Here is a 23,802-nt window from a genome sequence, read left to right on the forward strand (position 1 = left end):
GGAGCATGCTTTTCATTTCCAAGCGATGTATTGTACAATACTGCTAGCAATAAATTCAGCAACGTGGGAGCGTCTAAACATGGCAGTTAAATTTTTAAATAAGTATCAGGTGACACGATGTTAGCGGTCATGATTGGAATCGCAATTGGAATCGGGTTGCCAATTCAGACCAGTATTAATTCACGGTTACGGCAATCAGTCGGTTCACCATTCTTAGCGTCGTTAATCTCTTTTGCGATTGGTACGGTGTTTTTAGGACTCATCACTTTAAGCGTAGATCATTCAATCTGGTTCTCCAATGAATTATTTGTCAGTCAGCCGTGGTGGCTATGGCTGGGAGGCTTATTTGGGGTGGTCTATCTTACTGGAAATATTTTATTGTTTCCTAAATTAGGTAGCGTCCAGACCGTAATTATGCCTGTTTGTGGTCAAATTTTGATGGGATTATTAATTGATAATTTTGGCTGGTTCTATTCCGGAGTGACACCTTTAACGAGTGTGCGCCTATTAGGAGCTGCCTGCGTTTTGTTAGGGGTTGTGATTACGGTGGCAGTTAGTCAATGGCTGACGACCCGCCACCAACCACGGACTAATCAAGTTGGTGGTGGCCTTTGGTTTTGGCGGTTATTAGGGGTTGGTGCCGGGATGCTTAGTGCTACTCAAACAGCTGTCAATGGGCATTTGGGGCAAGTCTTGAATTCTGGCTTAAAAGCAGCGTTGATTTCATTTTTGTTTGGGACGATTGCGCTAGTGCTAATTAATCTAGTCTTACGCCCCACCTTAACCTTAAGTCGGCCCACTAAGCAGGCTAATCCATGGTGGATGTGGATTGGTGGAATGATTGGGTCACTGTATGTGCTAGGCAACGTGTATCTCGTTCCAATGGTTGGCACGGGCTTGGCCGTAGTCATTGTGTTGGTCGGCTTGATTACTGGGAGCTTGCTTATTGATCAATTTGGTTGGTTAGGGGCTAAGCGGCAATCGATTACCGTCATGCAAGTGCTCGGTTTAGTTGTGATGATTGGCGGCGTGGCTCTAATTCGGCTGTTTTAAAAATTGAAAAACAGGTCATAAATTAAAGACAGCTAATAATAACCTAAATTGGTTACTATTAGCTGTCTTTTTATGATAACCAAATAGTGGGTGTAAAATATTTGATTACCTAGCAATTGAAGTCAGCTTAAGTTGAATTTTCGTTAGTTATTTAAAAATTACTTTAGGCAGGAAAGTGTTGTTCAATCAATTGGGTCAAAATTTGAATGCCACGTTCAAAGCGTTCAGTAGTTTCAAATGAAAAACTCAAGCGAATCGACTGATTGGGCTGGAAATCGTAGATGTTGCCCGGATTAAAGAGGACGTTGTGAGTGGTGGCAAGGTCGAATAGCTTGGGAATGTTAATGTGATCTGCTAACCGGACCCATAAATAAAAGCCACCAGTCGGTGCTTGCCACGTTGCAATCCCATTGTCCCAATAGCGATGCAGAATAGCTTGAGCCGCGCTGGCTTTTTGCGCTAGGACGGCGCGGAAGTTTGCTTGGTAAGTCTCATAATCCGGATTAGCTAGAATTTCAGCGAGGACGAGTTGTGATAAGGAACTCGCCCCGTAATCTGTTTGCATCCGGACGTCGGTTAAGCGATCAATGACTGGTTGACTAGCTACCGTCCATCCCAGTCGTAACCCGGGTGCCAGTGATTTGGAAATACTGCCAAAATAAATAACGTTACCTGTCGTATCCATGGCTTTTAACGGCTGTGGCGGTTGGTGGTCAAACCAAACATCTTGATAAGCAGCATCTTCCAAAATTGGTATTTGGTGGTCTTGGGCAAACGTCAAAACTTGTTGACGGCGTTCAGCACTCATGACAATGCCAGTGGGATTATTAAAAGTTGGAATGGTGTACATGATAGCTTGGGAACCGTTACTAGGTGGCGTTAATTGCCAGTAAGCCATCCCTTGACTATCCATCGGTACGCCAGATAGTTGCGTATGAGCTGACTGAAAGACTTGCAGTGACTTAACATAGGTCGGTGCTTCTGTATAGATGGTCGCATTCTTAGGAAATAGTGATAATGAGACTAATTGTAGTGCCTGTAACGATCCCGAAGTAATCAGTATGTTCGCAGGTTGCGTCTGAATGCCCACTTTAGCGAGGTGGCGAGCAATTTGGACCCGTAAGGCTAAAATTCCAGCGGGTTCCGTATAATTTAAGCTAGTTAAGTGCCGGCCTAGATGGTCAAAGGCCTTTTGAAATAGGGCTTGTGGAAATTGGTCGGGGGCTGGTTCACCAGTACTGAGGCGGATGATATCATCCGTTTCAAATTGATTGATTTTTTGGAGCGCATGCGTATTAGGCTTGAATTGACCAGCTTTGACGTATTGGGTCCAGTCGACGTGTTCAGCTAATAAGCTCGACCAATGGTTCCCAGAAACAGTCATGCCAGAGCCAGGATTACTGGTAATTAGGCCGACTGCGATTAACTCATCGAGTGCGGTGATCAGGGTGCTTCGGTTGACGTCGAACTGTTCTGCAAGTTTTCGTTGGGCCGGCAATTTAGCGCCCACGGGCCAGTCACCATTGGCAATCTTGCGTTGGAAAAAAGCCGTAATTTGCTGATAAATTGGAGTTGTAGTCGTTTTATCAGGCTGCCAGTTAATTTTGATTGGCGTCATGTTAATTAAGAACCTCCTTAAATGGTTGGGAATAAAACTAAGAATTGGTTGGGGACAATGTTCATTAGCTCTATTATAATCATCTCATGAATTAAAGCCAATTAAGCCAAAACACAATTTTGACTTTTTTAATTGGTTGGATTGGAGATGGAAATTTGTTACAAGTATTTCTACAAGGCCTCCTGTTTGGGATTGTCTACATTGCACCGATTGGGATGCAGAATTTATTCGTGGTTTCAACTGCTATCGAGCAACCGCGTAAGCGGGCCTTTCAAGTGGCACTAATTGTGATTGCATTTGACACGTCTCTATCGCTAGCCTGTTTTTATGGCGTCGGCAAGTTATTGCAGACGACTCCGTGGTTAGAGTTAGCGGTGTTATTAATTGGCAGTTTACTGGTCTTTTACATTGGTTGGGGATTGGTCAGACAAAAAACAGTGGCGATGGGAACGATGACTACGAGCTTTTCGTATAAAGCAACGATTGTAACGGCTTTTTCGGTGGCTTGGTTAAATCCGCAAGCTTTAATTGATGGCTCTGTTTTATTGGGCGCCTTTCGAGTCTCACTGACAGGTAATTTAGCGCATGCCTTTATGGTGGGCGTCATCCTAGCATCAATCGCTTGGTTCTTCGGACTCACTGGCTTAATTAGTCGGTTTAAGCATTTAATGCAACCAAAAGTTTTATTATGGGTTAATCGCTTATGTGGGATTGTCATTATGCTATATGGTGTTAAATTAATAGCGACCTTCATCACTAAAATATAGTTGCAGCCAACTGAAACAATCGGTATGCTAGTCGTATTGGATTTTTCAGGAGAGGAACGATGAGTAGATGAAAATTGCTGGTTTTGGGGTTGAGTCTTGGTTAAATCAATATGAAAAACAGGCGACGACTGATATTAGTCAAAGTTCAATTGCCGCTTTATCAATGGCGGAACTCGTCGCTTTGGATGGGCATCAAGGCAAACAATTTTATGCCCAACTCAATCAAACGCGTTTAGATTATGGTTGGATTGAAGGTTCACCAGCCTTTAAACAGCTCGTTAGTGACCTGTATACGCAGGTGCCGGCGGAAAATATCCTGCAAACGAATGGTGCTACAGGTGCGAATCAGTTGGCAATTTATAGTTTAATTGAATCTGGCGATCATGTGATTGCGTTGTATCCGAGCTATCAACAATTATACGATATGCCAAAGTCATTAGGGGCGACCGTTGATTATTGGCACATTCATGAGGACCAGCAATGGTTACCAGATATTGCAGAATTGAAACGGTTGATCCGACCGGAAACCAAAATGATTCTGTTGAATAATGCGGTCAATCCGACCGGGAGTTTATTGGACGCAACCTTGTTAAAACAAGTGGTGGCATTAGCACGTGAAGTGGGCGCTTATGTCTTAGCTGATGAAGTTTATGAACCCTTAGATGACACGCCGTTCACCTCGATTGCTGATCTTTACGAAAAGGGCATTGCAGTGAATAGTCTATCGAAAACGTATTCGGCGCCTGGAATTCGAACGGGCTGGACGGCGACGCAATCAACTGAATTAACCGAGTTGTTTCGAAAGTATCGCGATTATACAATGATTTGTGGTGGGGTCCTCAATGATCAAGTGGCGGTGTTGATCTTACAACATCGAGCTGAAATTTTACAACGAAATCGTGAAATTGTGACTCGTAATTTAGCCCTATTAACGACTTGGGTTGCGCAAGAACCGCGGGTAACGTTGATCGCACCACAGGCCATCTCAGTTTCTTGTATTAAGTTGATCATCCCGATTGATGATGAAACTTTTTGTCGTGAACTTTTGGCTGAGACAGGGGTCTTGCTAGTCCCAGGGTCTCGCTTTGATTGGCCGGGACATGCCCGCTTGGGCTATTGTACCGATACCCAAACGTTAAAAACCGGGTTGACAAAATTGAGTCAATTTTTACGTCGCTATGATAAATGAAATTAATAGTTATTCAATTTGAAAGCATATTTTCCGGTTTAAAAACCGTGAAAATATGCTTTTTAAGTCCATAACGTAGTTTGCTAGGTGAATATTTGCTATAATGTATTCATAATTTATCAGGGGAGGTCCCGGGAATGAAGAAGACGGCACGGCAAGCTGTAATCGAACAATTAATTCATCAATATCCAATTGCGACGCAGGAAGATTTGATGGCACGACTCAAAGCTGAGGGGATTGCAGCGACGCAAGCGACCATTTCGCGGGACATCCGTGAAATGCAAATTGTGAAGTCGCCAGACGAAAGTGGTCAGGCGCGATACATGATTTTTAAAGCAAATAATAAGAATGAACAAGATCGGTTATTTGAAAGTCTGCATGAAGTGGTGACTGGTGTTGATCGCGTTGAATTTATGAATATCATTCATACGTTGCCGAGTAATGGGAACTTATTGGCAGCGATTATTGATGATTTGAAGTTACCAGAAGTGAGTGGTACGTTAGCAGGACATGATACAATTTTTATTGTGAGTCCTAGTGTAACGGTAGCTAAGAGTTTGCATGACCTACTAATGAGTCATGTGCAAACGGATGAAGATTAAAGTAATTAGTGATTAAGACGACGGCCTGTCAGGCGGGAGTCTTTTTTGCATTTCGGCCTAGTTCACGGTATAGTTGACCTACCTAATTAATTAGGGGTGGAGGTGTTTAAGATGAAACGAACGAAAAAACAAAGCCCCCGGAAAAATCAAAAACAACGGGATGCCACTTTTGAAAAGTTTAAGAAGCAACAAAACGAATTGAATGCGAGCCGACGTGGTGTCCGCCGGAAATAATGGTCTGAGTTAATCCACTCAGGCTTTTTTGTTAGTGGGTATTTTTGAAGATTTTGTCAAACTTTGAGCGATTTAGTTAGCATAATTGAATTTATGATACAATTATTGAGAATTAACAAGTAACGGAGATAACTAGCGCCATGATAATGATCAATGGCCGCGACCCGTCGCCTTTGATGGTGGGTCGGTTATCTTCTGAACAAGGGGAAGATTATGCAAAAAAATGGTTTTTGGGCCACTATCAAGTCCGGCTTACGGATTATTGGTCACTGGCTACACCCATATTGGCAACGTTTTGCCGCAGTGGTTGGCTATCAATGGCACCGGCGGCAAGTTACTCGGTGGCTCATTATTATAGTGCTCAGTATTATTTTAGTCGGGAGCGCTTATCTTACATTTGAAGCTAAAACGGCTAAGATTGGGAACTTACAGGCTGAGTTAGAAAAGACCACGGTGATTTATGATACCGATAATAAAAAAGCCGGGTCGCTCTATTCTCAAAAAGGGACCTACGTTCATTTGAGTCAGATTTCGACAAATTTACAAAATGCCGTGATTTCCACGGAAGATCGTAATTTTTATAAAGAACATGGGTTTTCAATTAAAGGTATTGGGCGGGCCTTTTTACTATTAGTGATGAATAAAGCGCTTGGGCGCAATTACATCAGTGGTGGTGGGAGTACGTTAACGCAACAATTGGTAAAAAACGCGTACTTGACTCAGCAGCAAACCTTCTCACGAAAATTGCGTGAAATTTTCTTGTCGATTGAAACTGAAAATGTCTATTCGAAACAACAGATTTTAGCCATGTATCTCAACAATGCTTACTTTGGCCGCGGGGTTTGGGGTGCGGAAGATGCGGCCGAAAAGTACTTTGGCGTCTCGGCTTCCGAGTTGACTGTGGATCAGGCCGCAACTTTGGCAGGTATGTTAAGCTCACCAAGTGGTTATGACCCCATTAGTCATCCCAAAGCGTCAACGGCACGGCGAAATGTTGTTTTAAATAATATGGTTAATAATAATAAGTTAACTAAAAGTCAGTATCAGCTTTATTCACAAAAAGCGATGACGCTGAGTGATAACTATCATTATAATAGTGGCTATAATTACCCCTATTACTTTGATGCGGTCGTTGATGAAGCGATTAATAAGTACGGGTTAAGTGAATCTGATATCATGAATCGTGGTTATAAGATTTATACGTCACTTAATCAAGATGATCAAACGCAGATGCAAACGTCCTTCAAAGATAGTACCTTATTCCCGGATAATGCAAGTGATGGGACGAAGGTGCAAGGGGCCTCAATCGCTGTTGATCCGACAACGGGAGGCGTCTTAGCTGTTGTTGGTGGACGTGGGACGCATGTTTTCCGGGGCTTTAATCGAGCGACTCAGATTAAGCGGCAGCCAGGGTCGACGATTAAGCCGTTAGCGGTGTATACGCCAGCCTTGGAAAGTGGGTATACTTACGATTCGTCGTTATCCAATAAGCAACAGACATTTGGGTCGAATAAATATGCGCCGAAAAATTATGATAATATTTATTCGACTTCAGTACCGATGTATCAGGCCTTGGCCCAAAGTATGAATGTTCCGGCCGTTTGGTTGTTGAATAAAATCGGGGTCAATAAAGGTTACAAGTCTGTTAAAAAGTTTGGCTTGCCAGTGACTAAGTCGGATGATAATCTGGCCTTAGCGCTTGGTGGTTTAACGACGGGGGTTTCGCCAGCGCAAATGGCGAGTGCTTATACCGCTTTTGCCAATGGTGGGAAGAAAACGACGTCGCATTTTATTACCAAGATTGTAGATGCAAGCGGGAAGACCATTGTCGATAACACGAAGACCAGTAGTAAACGTGTCATGTCAGCCAGTGTTGCTAAGAAAATGACCAGTATGATGCTGGGAGTTTATAATAGCGGGACCGGGGCGGCAGCGAAGCCTTATGGGTATAAGATTGCTGGTAAGACTGGGAGTACGCAGGCGGATTATAGTACTGGTTCTGGGACGAAAGATCAGTGGATGATTGCCTATACGCCGGATGTGGTTGTCACAACGTGGATAGGTTTTGACTCAACTAATAGTACCCATTACTTGAAGAGTTTATCAGAAAATCAATTGTCAGCATTATTCAAGAATGAAATGACGAATATCTTACCGAATACGAAGAATACCAGCTTCGATACGACCGATGCGGCAACGTTGGCACAACAAGGAGCGGCTAATAGTAACAGTAGTAATAGCAGTAGCTCAGTTTGGAATAATGTTGAAGATAGTGCCGGACAAGTGGGTAAAGCGGTTAAAAGTACGGCTAAAAATTGGTTCTCACAGGCTAAAAAATTGATTGGTAACTAGTCGGGTTAAGGCTATTCAAGGGCTTTCAAAAATGCTAAAATAGTTAGGACCCATACTCGAGGAGGAACTAATCATGGCCGTAAATATTTATGATACTGCAAACCAATTAGAACAAGAATTACGTGACACGAAAGAATTTAAGGAATTGAAGGCCGCTTATGCGACCATGCAAACAAATGCCAGTGCGTTTGATTTGTTTAAGGATTTCCAAGAAATTCAAATGCAATTGTCACAAAAACAAATGAATGGCGAAGACCTCACGGATGATGAAGTTCAAAAAGCCCATGACTTAGCTGATAAGGTCAGCAATGTTGATGAAATTAAAACATTAATGGGTAAGGAACGTAACTTGAACCAGTTAATGAATGACTTGAATCAAGTGATTACGAAACCCGTCCAAGAATTATATCAAAGCTAGTTCGATTGAGGTTAAAAGGGGGCAATGGCGAAATCTTTTTCGTGATTGCCTCTTTTTTTGATTAATGGAGGAAAAAATGAAATTTTTGCATGCAGCGGATTTACATTTAGATACCCCGTTCCAAGGGTTAACGGCCTTACCAGCCACACTACAACAGCAGATTATCGCGGCACCGCTACGGGCATTGCAACGATTAGTTGACTTGGCACTTGCACAACAAGTGGATTTTGTCTTATTAGTAGGTGACTTGTTCGATCAGCAAGCCCAAAGTGTGCAAGCTCAAGCGGCTTTAATGACGGCCTTAGAACAGTTAAAGGCAGCTGAAATACCGGTGGTACTCTCTTTTGGGAATCATGACTTTCAACCAGATTTGACGGTTTGGCGGTTTCCAGATAACGTGCACGTTTTAGGTGCCCAAGTGGAGACGGTCACGTTAACAACGGCCCAACAAGAACGGGTTGCTATCAGTGGCTTTAGTTATGCGCAGCGTTGGATTACGACCCCAATGGCACCGGCATTTCCACTTAAAGATCAAACCGTGGACTATCAAATTGGTATGTTACATGGTCAGGTTGGGACGGCTGGCGACCATTATGCGCCTTTTAATGTCACCGATTTATTAGCGAAGCACTATGATTATTGGGCGCTTGGGCACATTCATCAACGGCAACAGTTAAATGCCGTCCCACCAATTGAATATCCCGGCAATATTCAAGGCCGACAACGTCATGAAACAGGTGATAAAGGCTGTCTGATTGTAACGAGTCAAGCAGATCATCGGTTAGTGCCAACTTTTGAGTCATTAACAGATTTGAGCTGGGCTGATTGGACACCAACGTTAAGCGGCGAACTTGATCGAGCTACTTTGCTGGCGCAATTAACTGACCAACTCACAGCGTTAGCCACGAATGAGCAGCAATTATTGACGATTCAACTCCCAACGAGCATGCAACTGACCGCCAGTGCTAATCTAGCACTGGTACAGGGTGCCTTGTTGACGCAGTTACAAACAAAATTAGCGGCGACAACGATTTGGCCGGTGGCGCTCAAGCTGGCGACCTTACCGACGGCGCCAGCAACGTTTGGCGTGGCGACGGCGACTTGGGAACAGGCTGGTCAACAGGTGATAACGGCCGCCAATATTGCGGATCTAGCGGGACATCTGTTAGATGAACCCTTTTTAAATCAGGCGCTATTAGAAACGTTAACGCCAGCACAATGGCAACAACGCGTCATGGCACTATTAGCTGATCAATATCAGCTCACAACGACGGAGGCCGATGATGCAAATTAAACGCATAGAAATTGCCGGTTTTGGCAAATTTAGCCAGCAGACTTTTGACCTGTCGAGTGGGTTACAAGTCTTTTATGGGGCTAATGAAACGGGAAAGTCCACGTTGCGGGCTTTTATTTTAGGCCTGTTATTTGGTTTTCCATCTCGGCGCTATTTGTTGGCCCGTTATGAACCAAAAACAACCAGCCAGTACGGTGGTTCGCTAGATTTAATGGTTCAAGGTCAACTTTATCGGCTCACGCGGTTAGGTGATCAGCCGGCTGAGCTAGTTAAGCTAAGCACGATGGCCCCACAACCGTTATCGCTATTGGCGCATTGGTTAATGCCCTATGATGAGACTAGCTATAAGCAATTATTTACCTTTAATCAGGCTGAATTAACGGCTTTAAAATCACTGAGTGCGACGGATTTAAATCAACAATTACAACAAGTCGGGACGCTGGGGAGTGCACCATGGCGTGCCACGGCGGCGGCTTTACGAACGAGTGCAGATACGCTATATAAACCGCGTGGTCGTAAGCCTGAGCTTAATCAGCGCCTAAAAGCCTATCAAGGGTTAACCGACCAAGTTCAAGCGGCCCGCCAGCGCTATCCTGATTATCAACAGTTACAGCAACAAGTCCAACAATTAACTGCGCAACAAACGCAATTAAATCAGCACTTGTCAGCCGCTAATGCGACCCAACAAACACTGGCTAATTTACGGAACCAGTGGCCAGTTTACCAGCAATTGCAACAGTTACAGGCACAATCAACAGCGACAGACCCCGCATTGTCAGCGGCTACAGTTCACCGTTATCAACAGCTAAGCACAACCCAAACCGATTTGCAGCATACGTTAGCGAGTGCCCGCCAGCAATTAAGCCAACAGCCTGTTGATCGGGACTCACAAGGGGTATTAGGATTTTACATTGCCCATCAAGCTCAATTTGAGACTTTGGAAGCGCAATTACCGCAATTGCAACAAGCACTAGGGCGTTATCGGACTTTGGCGGGGCAAGCGACGGCAGCTAAAGCAGATTATCAGCAACAATTATCAGCGCATCCGGAATTAACGGCGAGTTTGTCGCCACAGCGTCAAGCAGCGCTAACGGCTTTAAAAACGGCTTTACTAACCAGTCCGTCACGTCAACAGCAACGTCAAACCACTAAGTCACCCCAAGTTAAGCTAGATTGGCGGCTGTATGCGGTTGGTGGCGTTGTAGCTGTGCTCGGGTTACCTGTGTTTGGGCTCAAATGGCTCTTATGGTGTTTGATTTTAGTGGGCGTCGGTTTATTGGGATGGGTCGGCTGGCATTCAGCCCATCAGTCTGCAAGCGTGGTGCCCAATGAGACTGCCTTGAGTGCTGAATTAACGGCGGCGGGGTTAGCGCCAGACTTAGATCCGGTAGCAGCGCAGACTCAACTGGCATTAATTGATGCCTTGCAACGGGCCCAAGCGACGGTTACTCAAGCAGAACAACAATTAGCGGCTCAAACGGTGACAGTTGGACAGGCCTTAGCGGATTATCAGTTTGCAGCGGCTTGGTTACCTGTTAATGATCAGCAATTAGTGGACAGTGTTGACCGCATTACAGCGTTTTATGATCAAATTCATCAAATGATGCAGACGCAAACAATGGCCGGTCCAGATTTTGCTTATACACAACGACAGGTGCAACAGTTGACTGCCCAAGTACGGACAGTTACGGCACAATTACAGCAGTTGGCAACTGAAAATCAATTGGCGGATGCGACGGCATTGGGAACCGCGATTGCTGCTCAAGCGGACCAAGTGACACGTCAAACTAATTTAACACAATTAGCAGGGCAGCTAACCACTACGGAGCAACAGGCATTGGCACAGTATGAGACTTTATCGGATTTGCAGGCCGCAGTTACGACCAATCGGCAACAGCAAACTGAATTGCAGACGCAACTTGCACAACAAACCGAAACATTAGTAACCGTACAAACGCAATTAGCACAATTAACAGCGGATGGGCGCTATACTGAATTACGCCAACAACAAGCAAATCAGCAAACTGAAATGACGGTGTTAGCGCGTCAATGGCTTACCCGACAATTAGGAGCGACCTGGATAGAGCAAGCCTTACAGCAATTAACCAATCAGCAGTTGCCAACGATTATGGGCCAAGCCACGACCTATTTCGCGCAATTGACCCGACAGCGGTATAATGAAATCAAATTGGTTGGTGATGATTTGGTCGTCCAAGCGACGACTGGTCCAGCCTTTGCGGTCGCAGAGTTATCAACGGCGACCAAGGAGCAACTTTATTTAGCCTTACGATTAGCTCTGATTGTACACTTAGGTGATCAGGCCACTTTACCGATCATGATTGATGATGGTTTTGTGAACTTTGACGAGGAACGGCGCCTGTTGGCGTGGCAATTATTAGCAACCGTGGCGACCCAGCATCAAATCTTGTACTTTACGAATGAAACGGCAGCCTTAACGGCGATGAACGCAACAACTGTGCATAAATTAACCTAATTTTGGGGGTAATGATGATGACAAAAAAACTATTTGATTATCAGCTCGATGAGACCGTTGAGGGATTCTTTTTGTTGAAGGATTCAGAAGTGCGGGTCACTAAGACGGGTAAAAAATTCTTGGCAATTAATTTTCAAGATACTTCTGGTGAAATTTCTGGGAAGTTTTGGGATGCAAGTGATCAAGATGTAACGCATTTTCAAGCTGGACGAATTGTACATTTAAAAGGGAAACGGGAAAATTATCAAGGTAATCCCCAAATTAAGATTCAACAAATGCGGTTAACCCAACCGGGAGAGCCCCAAGAAGTGCAGCAATTTGTTGAGCACGCCCCACTAGATACGGCCACGATGGAAGAGCAGTTGAATCAATATGTCTTTGAAATCACGACGCCGAATTGGAACCGAATTGTCCGGCATTTGCTAACGCAATTTCATGATGCCTTTTTCAGTTATCCAGCGGCTAAAAAGAATCATCATGCGTTTGCCGGGGGCTTGGCGTATCATACGTTATCCATTTTACGGTTAGCAAAAGCAGTCGCTGACGAATATCCGCATGTTAATCGCTCACTACTCTATGCCGGGGCAATCTTGCATGATATGGGGAAGACGATTGAAATGTCTGGACCAGTGGCAACAACTTACACGTTGGCGGGCAACTTAGTCGGACACATTGTTTTAATTGATGAACAAATTGTTGAAGCGTGCCAACAGTTAAAGATTGATGAGCAGGCTGAATCAGTCTTGATTTTGCGGCATATGATTCTTGCTCATCACGGGTTGTTGGAATATGGGTCACCGGTACGGCCACATGTGATGGAAGCCGAAATCTTACATGATTTAGATGAGTTGGATGCGTCGATTCAGATGATGCAAACGGCGATTATTCATGCGAAACCGGGTGAATATACGGAACGGCTCTTTGCAATGGACGGGCGGAACTTTTATCGCCCAGAACATGATGCCAGCAAGGATTTACCAGATAAACAAGACTAATTTACGACGACAAAAAAAGACGACCCTAACAGGTCGTCTTTTAAGTTACTTTAAATTAGTTAGAGCTTGAAGATGAAGAAGATGAAGTTGAGAGGTATGAAGATAAGATGTTCTTCAAATCACTATCTTTAATCTTAACATTCCCAGCTTTAAGCACTTTGGCAACAACGTTATGCAAGACAGTTGAGTCACTCATATCGTTATCCAAGATTTGTTTCTTCAATTCAGCGGTGTGATCAGACATCTTACCCTTACCAGGGTTCTTGATCATCCGGATGATTTCGTAACCATTGCTGGTCTTAACAGCAGAAGTGGTGTATGCACCGTTCTTCAACTTGAAGGCCGCAGTTAGGAATTTAGAAGAATAGCTTGTATTCGTATTATCGAAAGCAGCTAACTTACCGCCGTCGCTCTTAGAAGTTGAATCAGTTGAATACTTCTTAGCTAACTTCGTAAAGTTGGCTTGGCTAGAATCCTTCTTTAATTCACTAAGAACAGTATCAGCAGTTGCACTCTTAGCAACTAAGATATGTTGAACAGTGACTTTAGGTTCGTATGACTTCCATTGTTTCTTCAAAGCAGCGTCCGTAATCGTCACTTTATCTTTAACGGCTTCTTTGAGTAACAAGTTTGAACGAATCTGTTCCTTGAAGGTCTTAGCAGTCAACCCATTTTGTGTCAATACAGTTGAGAATGAACTCCCATATTGAGATTTATAAGTGTTGTATTGCTTGGTAACTGTCTTGGTTGAAACCTTTGAACCGTAGTCCTTTTCGAGGACTTTGTTCAAAATCATTTGTTGCAAGACTTGTTTACCTGAAGAGGTACCCTTCATACTACTATAATATTGACTTTCGGTGATCTTACCACCAGAGGTCGACGCAACTGTCTTGCTGCCACAACCGGCAAGCGTAAAGGTCAACAATACACCGGCGAGCGCAATAAGCCATTTTTTCATTCCGACAACACATCCCATTCTTGAAATAGTTCTGCTCTAGCAGACTTACCAGACTACTATACCATAAGTAAGTTCGCTTCTGCAGGCGGTTGGAAATCTTTACAAAATTTTCAGATAATTCACAACCTCTTCACAAAGTTTAGCACCGGTTAAGGTCAAACTGAATGAAAACGGCTTGTAAATTCAACAACTTAAGCGGTCAAATTAGTCTTTTGGCGTCCATTGGTCAAGGGTCTGTTGCAAGTGGTCGGCATGTTTTTGCATGATTGCCAAGTGGGGTTCTAGTTTGAATTGGAATTTGTCCACTTCGGTTTGGATGTCATTTAAGACATCGCTCGCATGCGTCATTTCGTTACCTAGATTATTTTGAGCTTCACCGAAATCTTCCCGAGCCTGCTGTAAATGATCGGCAGCATCTAAGACTTCTTGAATGTAATCCTTGGCGTCCGTATAAACCGCGCGAGGGGACTTGCGATTGATAATCATATAAGCGGCCACGCCGAGGCCAAGACCGGCGAGACTGCGACGGAAAAATTTTGCCATCTGAAGGCCTCCTAATCGGTTAACTGAGTTTTAATTGCATTTTGTAAACGCGTGTAGTCAGTTTCGTCGTATTTCTTAGAATTATCTTTAAAAATCATTCGGAAATCATCTTTATCGCTATAGCGAGGGATTAAATGAAAATGAGAATGGAAGACCGATTGATAAGCAACGGCACCATTGTTATTAATAACATTCATGCCGATAATGCGGTCATCAGAAGCTTTGATGGCCCGGGCAATCTTTGGTATACGGGCGAAGACGGCACTAGCTAAGTCACTATCGTATGCGAATAGATCGGGTACATGTGTCTTAGGGATGACTAAAGTGTGACCGGGAGTACCTTGCGAAATGTCTAGGAAGGCTTTGACCATGTTGTCTTCATAAATAGTATAACTAGGCACATCACCGTTAATGATTTTGCAAAAAATACAATCGGCATCGAGTTTGGGTTCAAAAGCTGGCATTTGATGACCTTCTTTTCTAAAATTTAGTTCTATTATACACTAACACCTTTGAAAATGATGGCGCTTTAATTTTTGACCGTGGCTAAAGCGTTGGTCAAATCGCCGGGGACCGGCCCTAATCGGCAATTTTCTTAAGAGGGCTATGCTATAATAGAGCTCAACTTACACCATACAGAAAGAGGTTAGATTTATGGCATTATCAGTAAGCCATCTCGTTGGTGGCTATTCTCAAATTCCGGTCTTGAAAGATATTAGTTTTCAAGTTGAACCGGGTGAATTAGTGGGTTTGATTGGATTAAATGGGGCTGGTAAATCAACCACTATTAATCATATTATCGGGTTGTTAACGCCAATGAAAGGGTCGATTACATTAAATGATGTAACGTTATCACAGGACCCGCAACAATATAAACAACAATTAGCATACATTCCAGAAACGCCAGTCTTATATGAAGAATTAACTTTAAAAGAACATTTAGAAATGACGATGCTGGCCTATGGGCTGGATCAAAAAGTCGCGTGGGAGCGTGCACATACGTTGCTAAAAACATTTCGTTTGGATAATAAGCTGAGTTGGTTTCCGGCGAACTTTTCCAAAGGGATGAAACAAAAAGTAATGATTGTGTGTGCGTTTATAACTAACGCTAAGTTATTCATTATTGACGAACCTTTCTTAGGCTTAGACCCCTTAGCGGTACATGACTTGCTGGCGTTGATTGCGACTGTTAAGGAACAAGGGGCCGCAGTTTTAATGTCGACGCATGTGTTAGATACCGCTGAAAAATTCTGTGATCGGTTTGTTTTACTGCACTCCGGTGAGATTCAAACCCAAGGTAGTTTTGAAGAAATTAAAGCGAATTATCCAGATGCGGGGGAATCTTTGAACGATATTTATCTCAGCTTGACTGGGGTGACTCGAGATGAATAAGCTTTATCAAAGTCGATTGCAACGGCACCTACGTCAAATGTTACGGTATCTACGACTGGTTTTTAACGATCATTTTGTGATTGCGTTAATGTTTTTTGTGGGCGGTTTGGGCTTAGCCTATTCTAATTGGCTCAAAACGGTGACGCCACAGATGACGTGGATTGTGTTATTGGTGGGGTTCTTACTATGGGGTGGCTTATCAATCGGCCGGGTTGCCACGTTATTAGAACCCGCAGATGCGGTATTTTTGTTACCGCGTGAACAAGATTTACACGGCTATTTAATCCATGCATGGCGCTATAGTTGGTGGTTGGCACAAGTGGTCCAAGTCATACTAGTTGGCCTAGTCGTTCCCATCTTAATATTAGTGGATCAGTTATCAGGCTGGTCATTGTTGGCCCTATTAGGGACGCAACTCCTGTTGAAGGACGGGCAATTGACCGGTTATGTCACGGCACTGTATCGGCTAACGCGGTTACAACAACGATGGTTATGGGGCTTGAATTGGGGCTTGGCGCTAATTATTATTGGCCTTAGCTTATTGGTTAGTCCGTGGTTAGGGCTCGTTTTGGCGGCTGGGTTAGCTGGTGGTCAACGATGGTGGCATGCTAGCATCTGGCCCAAAACAGTGATTGCTTGGCAAGCGGATATTAAGTTAGAAGCGAACCGCATGCTAGGTATTTATCGCTTCTTTAATTTATTTACGGATGTGCCAATGGTACAAGGAACGGTCAAACGCCGCCGTTATTTAGATTGGTTACTACGCTGGTTACCGCAAGATCAAGCCCATGCCTTTGGCTATCTCTTAACACGAGGGATGCTGCGAGGAACGGAATTCAGCGGGCTAGTTACGCGACTAACCATAATTGGCGCGGTCTTGTTGTATTTTAGCGGTCATGGTTGGTTGGCAATGGGACTAGATGTTATCTTCATCTACTTAATTGGGTTCCAGTTGTTGCCGTTTTATAAACGTTACGATAATATTGTCTTTACCCACATTTATCCCTTGCAACCGACACAGCGGCGTGCTAACTTTCAACGACTGTTAGCGGTTATTTTGGGGACCACCGGCCTCATCTTTTTACTGGCTTTTTGGTTGAGTAACGCATCGTTAGGTCAAGTCGGATTTTTGACGGTTATTAATGCCGTTGAAATCTATCTCTTAGTTGCATGGTATACCAAGCTACGACTGGGATAGCACCGAAATGACTGTCTTAATAAAAAGGACTTGACGTAGCCGAGTTTGGTCTTTAGAATGTGATTGTTAAGTGAATTATGGAGCCGGTCGTAAAATGAATTTTTTTGAGAGGAGTGGGCTGATGGATTTCGAACTTGATGATGGTTGGGCGGTTTATCCGATTGATGGTAATACTGATAAAGCTTTTATGGGTAAGAAGAACCAACAACGATTATTCTTGAAACGGAACGCCTCGCCGTTTTTAGCGGCACTCTCAATGGAGGAAATAACGCCGCGCTTAATCTGGACGAAACGAATCTCAAGCGGTGATACTTTGACCGCGCAAGAATGGCTGAATGGTCAAACTTTAACGAAGCAACAAATGCAGCTGCCTGAAGTGGCGCATTTATTGGCACGTGTGCACAATTCCAAGTTGCTTCATCGAATGTTAACTAAAGTTGGTGGTCAGGTTGTCCGACCACAAGATTTTATTCGTCAATATCTTAGTGATTTACCAGATGACTTGCGGCAACATCCATTGATGGCCGACGTCTTAGCGGGGTTAAAGAACCAACTGCCTACTTTGCCAGTGGCTGATTATCGTGTGTGTCATGGTGATTTGAACCATAAAAACTGGTTATTATCGGACCATCGCCAATTATATTTAGTTGATTGGGATGCGGCACGGTTTGCGGACCCTGCTTCGGATATTAGTCTATTATTATGTGAATATTTGCCGTTAGCCGCTTGGCAACCTTGGTTAGCGGAGTACGGTGAGACGATGACACCAGCAATGCAGCAACGGGTCATTTGGTATGCTAAGGTGAATTTGTTATTGAATATTAAAGATAATTATTATCGTAATCAATATCACAAAATGAATCATGAAATTATTTTCTTAGAAGAATTGATGCAGCAACAATTGTCATTTTTCTAAAATCAAACCTGATAGTCGCGCGTTCCAAGCGGAATTCGCGGCTATTTTAATGAGTAGAGGAGTTAAAAAGAACATATGCGTGTACGAAATAAACCTTGGGCCCCGGAATTAATTAATGCCCATCCAGAACTAATCACTGAAACCCCCGCGGATTTTCGTGGTAAATGGCAAAGCCGTTTTAAGACCCCTCAGCCACTCCAGATTGAAGTTGGCAGTGGTAAGGGACAATTTATCATTGAGATGGCAAAACGTCACCCAGAGATTAATTATGTGGCGATTGAGATTCAAACATCAGTAATTGCACTGATTTTGAAAAAATTAGTCGCTGAACCGTTGCCAAACTTACAACTGGCTCATGCAGATGGTGAATCAGTGACGACTTTTTTTGAGCCACAGGAAGTTGATCGTCTTTATTTGAACTTTTCTGATCCATGGCCGAAGAGTCGACATGCAAAACGGCGCTTAACCTATAAGACTTTCTTGGCAAGCTATCAAGAAGTTTTAAAGGCACATGGGCAGATTGAATTTAAGACGGATAATCGCGGGTTATTTGAGTTTTCATTAACGAGTATGAATAACTTCGGGTTGCAGTTTGAACAGGTCTGGTTAGACTTGCATGCTGCAGTGACGCCTGAAGAAAATGTTGAAACTGAATATGAACAAAAATATAGTTCAAAAGGGCCGATTTATAAGATTATTGCGACCTTTCCAACTAAATAGTTTCCTTTGTCAACATGTGTTGATGAGGGGAAGAGAATTCATTCATATAGGAAGAGGTAGAAATTTGGTTGAGGATGTTGAAGAAAACAAATTTCATCAGTTCCAGATTTTTTGAATGTATTAAAAAGTATCGGCAGTGGCGAAAAAGAAATGTTCTATAGAGGACAGGCTGAGCCATATGGCAATACTTTATCAGGTATTTTCCGTAATTCATATTTCAAACGTGAAGATAATTTGTTTAAGGAGTTCTTAATTAGGGATCCAAGTTTGTTTGATAATAACTATACAAACTTTGATCGGTTGGCTGTGATGCAACATCACGGGTTGCCAACTCGTCTGTTAGACTTAACCCGTAATCCGTTAGTGGCTTTATTTTTTGCAGTTTCTGGAAATCAGTCAAGTGGATCTAACGGGGAAATTTTTCCGTTTTCTAATGAAATAAATATCAGACAATTGGAAAAAGTACTCAGAAGTGAAAATTTGGGTGTACTAAGAAGAGAATTTTTTAAAGGTCAGGGAACTAGCGCCCAAATACGTGAGAATGTTAATGCGGTGAAAATTGAACGGTCTGCTTTTAGTGATCAGGTAGAACTTGAAGCTTCAATGGCAAGGTTAACATATTATGATAAACAGGAAATTTTAAAAGCAGTTACTAAATTTTATCGATATTTAAAAGATAATGATGTTCTTTGGTACCAACAGTATAAGGCAATTCAAAAAGCAGGAACGGGTACAGTTAAGAATAACGAATATAATAAGTTTACCAATACGTATGGCATCGTAAAGTTATATCATGAAATTAAACGGGACATTCATGATTTTGATAAAATTATTGATCCGTTAGCATTTTATCTGCCAAAAATTATTACGCCAAAAATAATTGACGATCGTATCAATAATCAACGAGGGTTATTTCTATTCGTACCGTTTGTGTTAGCAGATTCAATTGATTATGGGAATTTAAGCAAAGAAGCTGAAAAAGTTGCCGTAGAAACTGCAGAGAGACGAATTGAAACGTTGCGAGTGAGCAAGGTAGGTAAGCTAATTAAATTTGTTGTTCGTGCAAACAAAAAAGCTAGTATTTTAGCTGAGCTGGCACAAATTGGTGTCACTGAAGATTTTATTTATCCTGATCATGAGCATATTGCTAAAAAAATCAGGGAAAGATACACCTAATAATTAAGTATTAGAACTAATCACCCTTTAGTAAAGTAATCAGTATTTTTATTAAGCAAACCTAAAATAAACCTGGTGGTCACAATTATTAATTGTAGCCACTAGGTTTATTTTTAAAAGTATTAAGTATAGCTTGTTTTCTGAATTTAGAGACGATAAATATCTAAAATACTACCAGTATTAGCATCCGCTAAGAATTCATACTGGACCAATTGACCGTCCTCATAACGTGTCACGCCACCATAATAGACATCCGTTCGTAAGGCGAACTTCTGTAAAGGGGCTTTTTTCATTTCAATCCAAGAACCTTCAATCGGGGCTTCCTTTAAAAAAGCGCGTTTAACCTGGCTTAAAATTTGATTAGGGGTTGGTCGGCGTAAGCGTTTAAATAGCCCACTAACGGAAAAGCCACCAGCAATCCCTGCCATGCCAACTGCTAACAAGCCGCCATATTGAATTTGTTTATGCATATTGTGTGCTCCTTTCGACCAACTCAATGCGGGATTTTTTTGTTCAGAATTAGTATACCAATGATTGACGATAAAACAAATAAAAGTCATAATTAATCCGTAAGATATAGGCAAAATAGGCTATAATATTAAAATGAATGTCTAGAATGAGAGTAAAGGGGTTTCAAATGTTAATTACAAGTTATAATCCAACCGAGTTAGGCGATACTTTAATCGCCATTTTACGACCAGATACTGCTGATCAAAAAATCGAAACGCATCAAAACGTGACCCGTATTAGCGATACTGCTACGGGTGAAACGCTGGGCTACAACTTTTTTGATGTTTCAAAGACCCTGGGCGCTTTAGAAGTGAATGGTCAAGTGCATTTAACTGCGCCCCAAGTTAAACAATTAAATGCGTTATTAACGGCCAATGATTTTGAGGCCGACTTGGTCTTAGATACAACGCCAAAATTCGTCGTCGGTTATGTTGAAACGGCAGCGGACCATCCAAAATCTGATCACTTATTAGTGACAAAAACACAAATTGGTACGGATCAGCCATTACAAATTGTCAGTGGGTCACCAAATATGCAAGCTGATATTTTGGTTGTCGTGGCGAAAGTCGGGGCAATGATGCCGGATGGGCTAATTATTTGGCCAGGTGAATTACGGGGTGTGGCTAGTAACGGGATGATCGTTTCTGGACGGGAACTTCGATTACCGGATGCACCACAACGGCCGGGGGCTTTAATTTTACCGGCTGATTATCAAAAAGTTGGCGAACCGTTTGATTTTGAACGGGCCCAAACTTTATTTACTGCTTAAACGATGAGACTATTAAATAGGATGATTGAAAATGACCCATTATGATGGCCCGGCTTTTTACCGGAAATATCACCAACTAACAACTAAAAAACAACCATCGCCAGCGGTCGTTGAACCAACACCACCGGTGGATACGCCACCGAATAGTGCACCAGCGGCCCCGGCATCAACGCCAGCGATGCCAGCTACATCAGCTAGTTCGGCACCTGCTACGCAAAGAACGCATGGCATTTTTCATCCGTCACATGTGCCAGCCCAATTAGCGCCAACGGCTCACTTGATGGGGAGCGTCATGCCAACTGATCAAGCTAATTACTTGGAGATTGAAGCAAGCTTGCACAAAGCTGCGACCAGTTATTTACTGTTTGCAACGGCGACCGATATTGAGCGGGCTGATACTGAATCATCACAGCTTGAACCGAGTCAGGCTGCTGCCCCGGTTACGCCGGCAGCGCCAACGGTAACTTTGACACCAACTAGTTATGCAGCGACGGTGGTCTTTGAACCCGAACAGGTAGCGGCAGTAAGTAGCGCATCGGTAGCCGTGGCTAGCAGTGCGCCGACGGTTGTTTTTGAACCGACCCACCCAATTGACTTAACTGATCGAGTATTGCCAACAACGGCTGATAGTGCCGTTTCAATACCAGTGACCACAGTGCAGTCAATTGATCAAGTTGAGCAGCCCACTACGCCTGAATCTGCTATGCCAAGTAGGACGGTTGCGAGTGCTGTTGATACTGCTATCACAGTTACTAGTGAAGTAGCAGCGTCGCAAAGCGTGGCGACTAGTGCTGTCACGACGGTAGCACCAACCAGTGATGTGACCAGTGCAGCGGCTAAGCCTACCCATGGATTAGGGTTATCGCTCGATGCAATTATGACGGAAGAGCATAATGCACAGGCAGACTTGGCGCTATTTAAAGATGAGCCTAGTAAGCAACCGGCCCCAACAACACCGGTGGCCGAAGCAGACCTTTATCAACCAGTCGGGGTCGTGCATCCGGTAGTGGCATCAACACCAGTAACACCAACGTCAACACCACGAACGACTACAACACCAGCCTCCACGAGTGCTAGTGTTGAAGCTGACGTAACGCCAGTCTCCGCGGCCCATAACGGGACTTCGGCAGCGCCGGTATTAGCTAAGCAAGAACTAGCGGCGTATCATTTGCCACCACTAGATTTATTAAAAGCACCAGTCATTCCAGATGAATCCGAAATGGATGATTGGATTGAAGGCAAGGCGAGTGCCCTGGATGAATCGCTTGATGCGTTTGGCGTCGATGCGAATGTGGTTGATTGGACGATTGGACCAACTGTTACCCAATTCCAAGTAAAATTAGCACGTGGTGTCAAAGTTAACAAAATTACGAATTTAAATGATGATTTAAAATTGGCCTTAGCGGCGAAAGATATTCGGATTGAAGCGCCAATTCCCGGTCGGAATACGGTCGGAATTGAAATTCCCAATAAGAAATCACGACCAGTTATGTTGTCAGAAGTGCTCAATTCAGATAAATTCCGCGATAGTAAGTCACCTTTAACCGTGGCTCTGGGTGTGGATTTATTTGGGCAACCGCAAGTTACCGATTTACGGAAGATGCCACACGGCTTAATTGCTGGTGCAACTGGTTCGGGGAAATCAGTCTTTATTAACAGTATTTTAGTTTCATTGTTGTATAAGGCTAATCCGCAAGAAGTTAAGTTGCTCCTAATTGATCCAAAAGCAGTTGAGTTAGCCCCTTATGATAAGGTGCCACATCTACTTGCCCCAGTTATTTCAGAACCCAAAGCAGCGTCAGCGGCCTTAAAATGGGTCGTTGATGAAATGGACAACCGTTATGATAAGTTAGCGGCTGGCGGTGCTCGGAACATTGAACAATTCAATGAAATGGCCGTGGCCCATCATGAAGATGGCCTTAAAATGCCGTATATCGTGATTGTGATTGATGAATTGGCTGATTTGATGATGGTGGCGTCTAGTGAAGTCCAAGATTATATTGCTCGGATTACGCAAAAGGCCCGAGCAGCGGGGATTCATTTGTTAGTCGCAACGCAACGACCAAGTGTGGATGTCGTAACTGGTTTGATTAAGAATAATATCCCAACACGAATTGCCTTTATGGTGGCCAGTCAGATTGACTCGCGGACCATCTTAGATGCGAGTGGGGCGGAGCGCTTATTAGGGCGTGGCGATATGTTGTACCTTGGTAATGGGCAAAGTACCCCAATTCGATTACAAGGGACTTATGTGGACAGTGAAATTGATGATATTGCGCAATTTGTCCGTGAACAGGCGGCCCCTCATTATGAATTTCAGCCGGATAACTTAGCGAAACATGAAGAAGTCGCTAAGAGTCAAGACGACTTAATGCCTGAAGTATTGGCTTATTTAGCCGAGGAAGATACCGTTTCAACCTCAAAACTGCAACGAACTTTTTCAGTGGGCTATAATCGGGCGGCAAATATCATCGATGACTTAGAGCAACGCGATTATGTTTCGGCAGCTAGAGGATCGAAACCACGTGATGTTTACTTTACGGCGGATGATTTAACTAACTTACAAGCTAACTCATAAATAAAAATTAACAATTCATGGTTTAA

General features: G+C 43.3%; 22 protein-coding genes. 17 read left to right on the forward strand and 5 right to left on the reverse strand.

Features of this window, described 5'->3' with window-relative positions; genetic code table 11:
• Positions 1–117: 117 nt before the first annotated feature.
• On the forward strand, positions 118–1,053 hold the full coding sequence (locus C5Z25_RS11530; RefSeq protein ID WP_105452703.1) for a DMT family transporter: 936 nt from the start codon (positions 118–120) through the stop codon (positions 1,051–1,053).
• Positions 1,054–1,216: 163 nt separating this feature from the next.
• On the opposite strand, the gene C5Z25_RS11535 is transcribed toward C5Z25_RS11530, so the two are convergent.
• A complete protein-coding gene (locus tag C5Z25_RS11535; RefSeq protein ID WP_105452704.1) occupies positions 1,217–2,671 on the reverse strand; it encodes an aminotransferase-like domain-containing protein in 1,455 nt (484 codons plus the stop codon).
• Between the two features lie 215 nt (positions 2,672–2,886).
• On the opposite strand from C5Z25_RS11535, the gene C5Z25_RS11540 reads away from it, so the two are divergent.
• From C5Z25_RS11540 to C5Z25_RS11580, 9 genes are all read left to right on the forward strand, one after another.
• Complete coding sequence (locus C5Z25_RS11540; RefSeq protein ID WP_105452893.1) at positions 2,887–3,438, forward strand: LysE/ArgO family amino acid transporter; 552 nt, start codon at positions 2,887–2,889, stop codon at positions 3,436–3,438.
• 67 nt (positions 3,439–3,505) lie between these two features.
• On the forward strand, positions 3,506–4,627 hold the full coding sequence (locus C5Z25_RS11545; protein WP_105452705.1) for an aminotransferase: 1,122 nt from the start codon (positions 3,506–3,508) through the stop codon (positions 4,625–4,627).
• 137 nt (positions 4,628–4,764) lie between these two features.
• Positions 4,765–5,229 (forward strand): arginine repressor, encoded by a 465-nt coding sequence (gene argR / locus C5Z25_RS11550; RefSeq protein WP_105452706.1) that lies wholly within the window; start codon positions 4,765–4,767, stop codon positions 5,227–5,229.
• Positions 5,230–5,340: 111 nt separating this feature from the next.
• Entirely contained in the window at positions 5,341–5,463 is a 123-nt protein-coding gene (locus C5Z25_RS12750; RefSeq protein ID WP_105452707.1) for a hypothetical protein, read from the forward strand.
• 213 nt (positions 5,464–5,676) lie between these two features.
• Positions 5,677–7,815 carry a transglycosylase domain-containing protein gene (locus tag C5Z25_RS11560; protein ID WP_105452708.1) on the forward strand — a complete coding sequence of 713 codons (2,139 nt, stop codon included), beginning with the start codon at positions 5,677–5,679 and terminating at the stop codon, positions 7,813–7,815.
• Positions 7,816–7,888: 73 nt separating this feature from the next.
• Positions 7,889–8,233 (forward strand): YlbF/YmcA family competence regulator, encoded by a 345-nt coding sequence (locus C5Z25_RS11565; RefSeq protein WP_105452709.1) that lies wholly within the window; start codon positions 7,889–7,891, stop codon positions 8,231–8,233.
• 76 nt (positions 8,234–8,309) lie between these two features.
• Positions 8,310–9,527 carry a metallophosphoesterase family protein gene (locus C5Z25_RS11570; RefSeq protein WP_105452710.1) on the forward strand — a complete coding sequence of 406 codons (1,218 nt, stop codon included), beginning with the start codon at positions 8,310–8,312 and terminating at the stop codon, positions 9,525–9,527.
• On the forward strand, positions 9,517–12,021 hold the full coding sequence (locus C5Z25_RS11575; RefSeq protein WP_105452711.1) for an ATP-binding protein: 2,505 nt from the start codon (positions 9,517–9,519) through the stop codon (positions 12,019–12,021). Before C5Z25_RS11570 ends, C5Z25_RS11575 begins: the two co-directional genes overlap by 11 nt.
• Before the next feature lie 17 nt (positions 12,022–12,038).
• Positions 12,039–13,016: a 3'-5' exoribonuclease YhaM family protein gene (locus tag C5Z25_RS11580; protein WP_105452712.1), complete on the forward strand. Its 978-nt coding sequence runs from the start codon at positions 12,039–12,041 to the stop codon at positions 13,014–13,016.
• 55 nt (positions 13,017–13,071) lie between these two features.
• Here the strand turns inward: C5Z25_RS11580 and C5Z25_RS11585 are convergent, their stop codons facing one another.
• The 3 genes from C5Z25_RS11585 to C5Z25_RS11595 all read right to left on the reverse strand — a co-directional run bounded on the left by C5Z25_RS11585 (position 13,072) and on the right by C5Z25_RS11595 (position 14,981).
• Entirely contained in the window at positions 13,072–13,974 is a 903-nt protein-coding gene (locus C5Z25_RS11585; protein ID WP_105452713.1) for a peptidylprolyl isomerase PrsA, read from the reverse strand.
• 204 nt (positions 13,975–14,178) lie between these two features.
• Positions 14,179–14,517: a hypothetical protein gene (locus tag C5Z25_RS11590; RefSeq protein ID WP_105452714.1), complete on the reverse strand. Its 339-nt coding sequence runs from the start codon at positions 14,515–14,517 to the stop codon at positions 14,179–14,181.
• 11 nt (positions 14,518–14,528) lie between these two features.
• Positions 14,529–14,981 (reverse strand): HIT family protein, encoded by a 453-nt coding sequence (locus C5Z25_RS11595; RefSeq protein ID WP_105452715.1) that lies wholly within the window; start codon positions 14,979–14,981, stop codon positions 14,529–14,531.
• 190 nt (positions 14,982–15,171) lie between these two features.
• On the opposite strand from C5Z25_RS11595, the gene C5Z25_RS11600 reads away from it, so the two are divergent.
• The 5 genes from C5Z25_RS11600 to C5Z25_RS11620 all read left to right on the forward strand — a co-directional run bounded on the left by C5Z25_RS11600 (position 15,172) and on the right by C5Z25_RS11620 (position 19,919).
• The gene (locus C5Z25_RS11600; protein WP_105452716.1) at positions 15,172–15,909 is read left to right on the forward strand and encodes an ABC transporter ATP-binding protein; all 738 of its coding nucleotides are present in this window, start codon (positions 15,172–15,174) and stop codon (positions 15,907–15,909) included.
• A complete protein-coding gene (locus C5Z25_RS11605; RefSeq protein WP_105452717.1) occupies positions 15,902–17,107 on the forward strand; it encodes an ABC transporter permease in 1,206 nt (401 codons plus the stop codon). Before C5Z25_RS11600 ends, C5Z25_RS11605 begins: the two co-directional genes overlap by 8 nt.
• A gap of 121 nt (positions 17,108–17,228) precedes the next feature.
• Positions 17,229–18,023 (forward strand): phosphotransferase family protein, encoded by a 795-nt coding sequence (locus tag C5Z25_RS11610; RefSeq protein ID WP_105452718.1) that lies wholly within the window; start codon positions 17,229–17,231, stop codon positions 18,021–18,023.
• A 75-nt stretch (positions 18,024–18,098) separates the two neighbouring features.
• Positions 18,099–18,743, forward strand: coding sequence for a tRNA (guanosine(46)-N7)-methyltransferase TrmB (gene trmB / locus C5Z25_RS11615; RefSeq protein ID WP_105452719.1), 645 nt, complete (start codon positions 18,099–18,101; stop codon positions 18,741–18,743).
• 111 nt (positions 18,744–18,854) lie between these two features.
• Positions 18,855–19,919 (forward strand): FRG domain-containing protein, encoded by a 1,065-nt coding sequence (locus tag C5Z25_RS11620; protein ID WP_105452720.1) that lies wholly within the window; start codon positions 18,855–18,857, stop codon positions 19,917–19,919.
• Between the two features lie 146 nt (positions 19,920–20,065).
• Here the strand turns inward: C5Z25_RS11620 and C5Z25_RS11625 are convergent, their stop codons facing one another.
• Complete coding sequence (locus tag C5Z25_RS11625) at positions 20,066–20,389, reverse strand: PepSY domain-containing protein (protein WP_105448249.1); 324 nt, start codon at positions 20,387–20,389, stop codon at positions 20,066–20,068.
• A gap of 167 nt (positions 20,390–20,556) precedes the next feature.
• Here C5Z25_RS11625 and ytpR point away from each other — a divergent pair, with 167 nt between their 5' ends.
• The gene (ytpR, locus tag C5Z25_RS11630; protein ID WP_105452721.1) at positions 20,557–21,198 is read left to right on the forward strand and encodes a YtpR family tRNA-binding protein; all 642 of its coding nucleotides are present in this window, start codon (positions 20,557–20,559) and stop codon (positions 21,196–21,198) included.
• A 31-nt stretch (positions 21,199–21,229) separates the two neighbouring features.
• Positions 21,230–23,776, forward strand: coding sequence for a DNA translocase FtsK (locus C5Z25_RS11635; RefSeq protein WP_105452722.1), 2,547 nt, complete (start codon positions 21,230–21,232; stop codon positions 23,774–23,776).
• Positions 23,777–23,802: the final 26 nt, after the last annotated feature.

The organism is Lactobacillus sp. CBA3605, assembly GCF_002970915.1.
Taxonomy (GTDB): domain Bacteria; phylum Bacillota; class Bacilli; order Lactobacillales; family Lactobacillaceae; genus Lactiplantibacillus.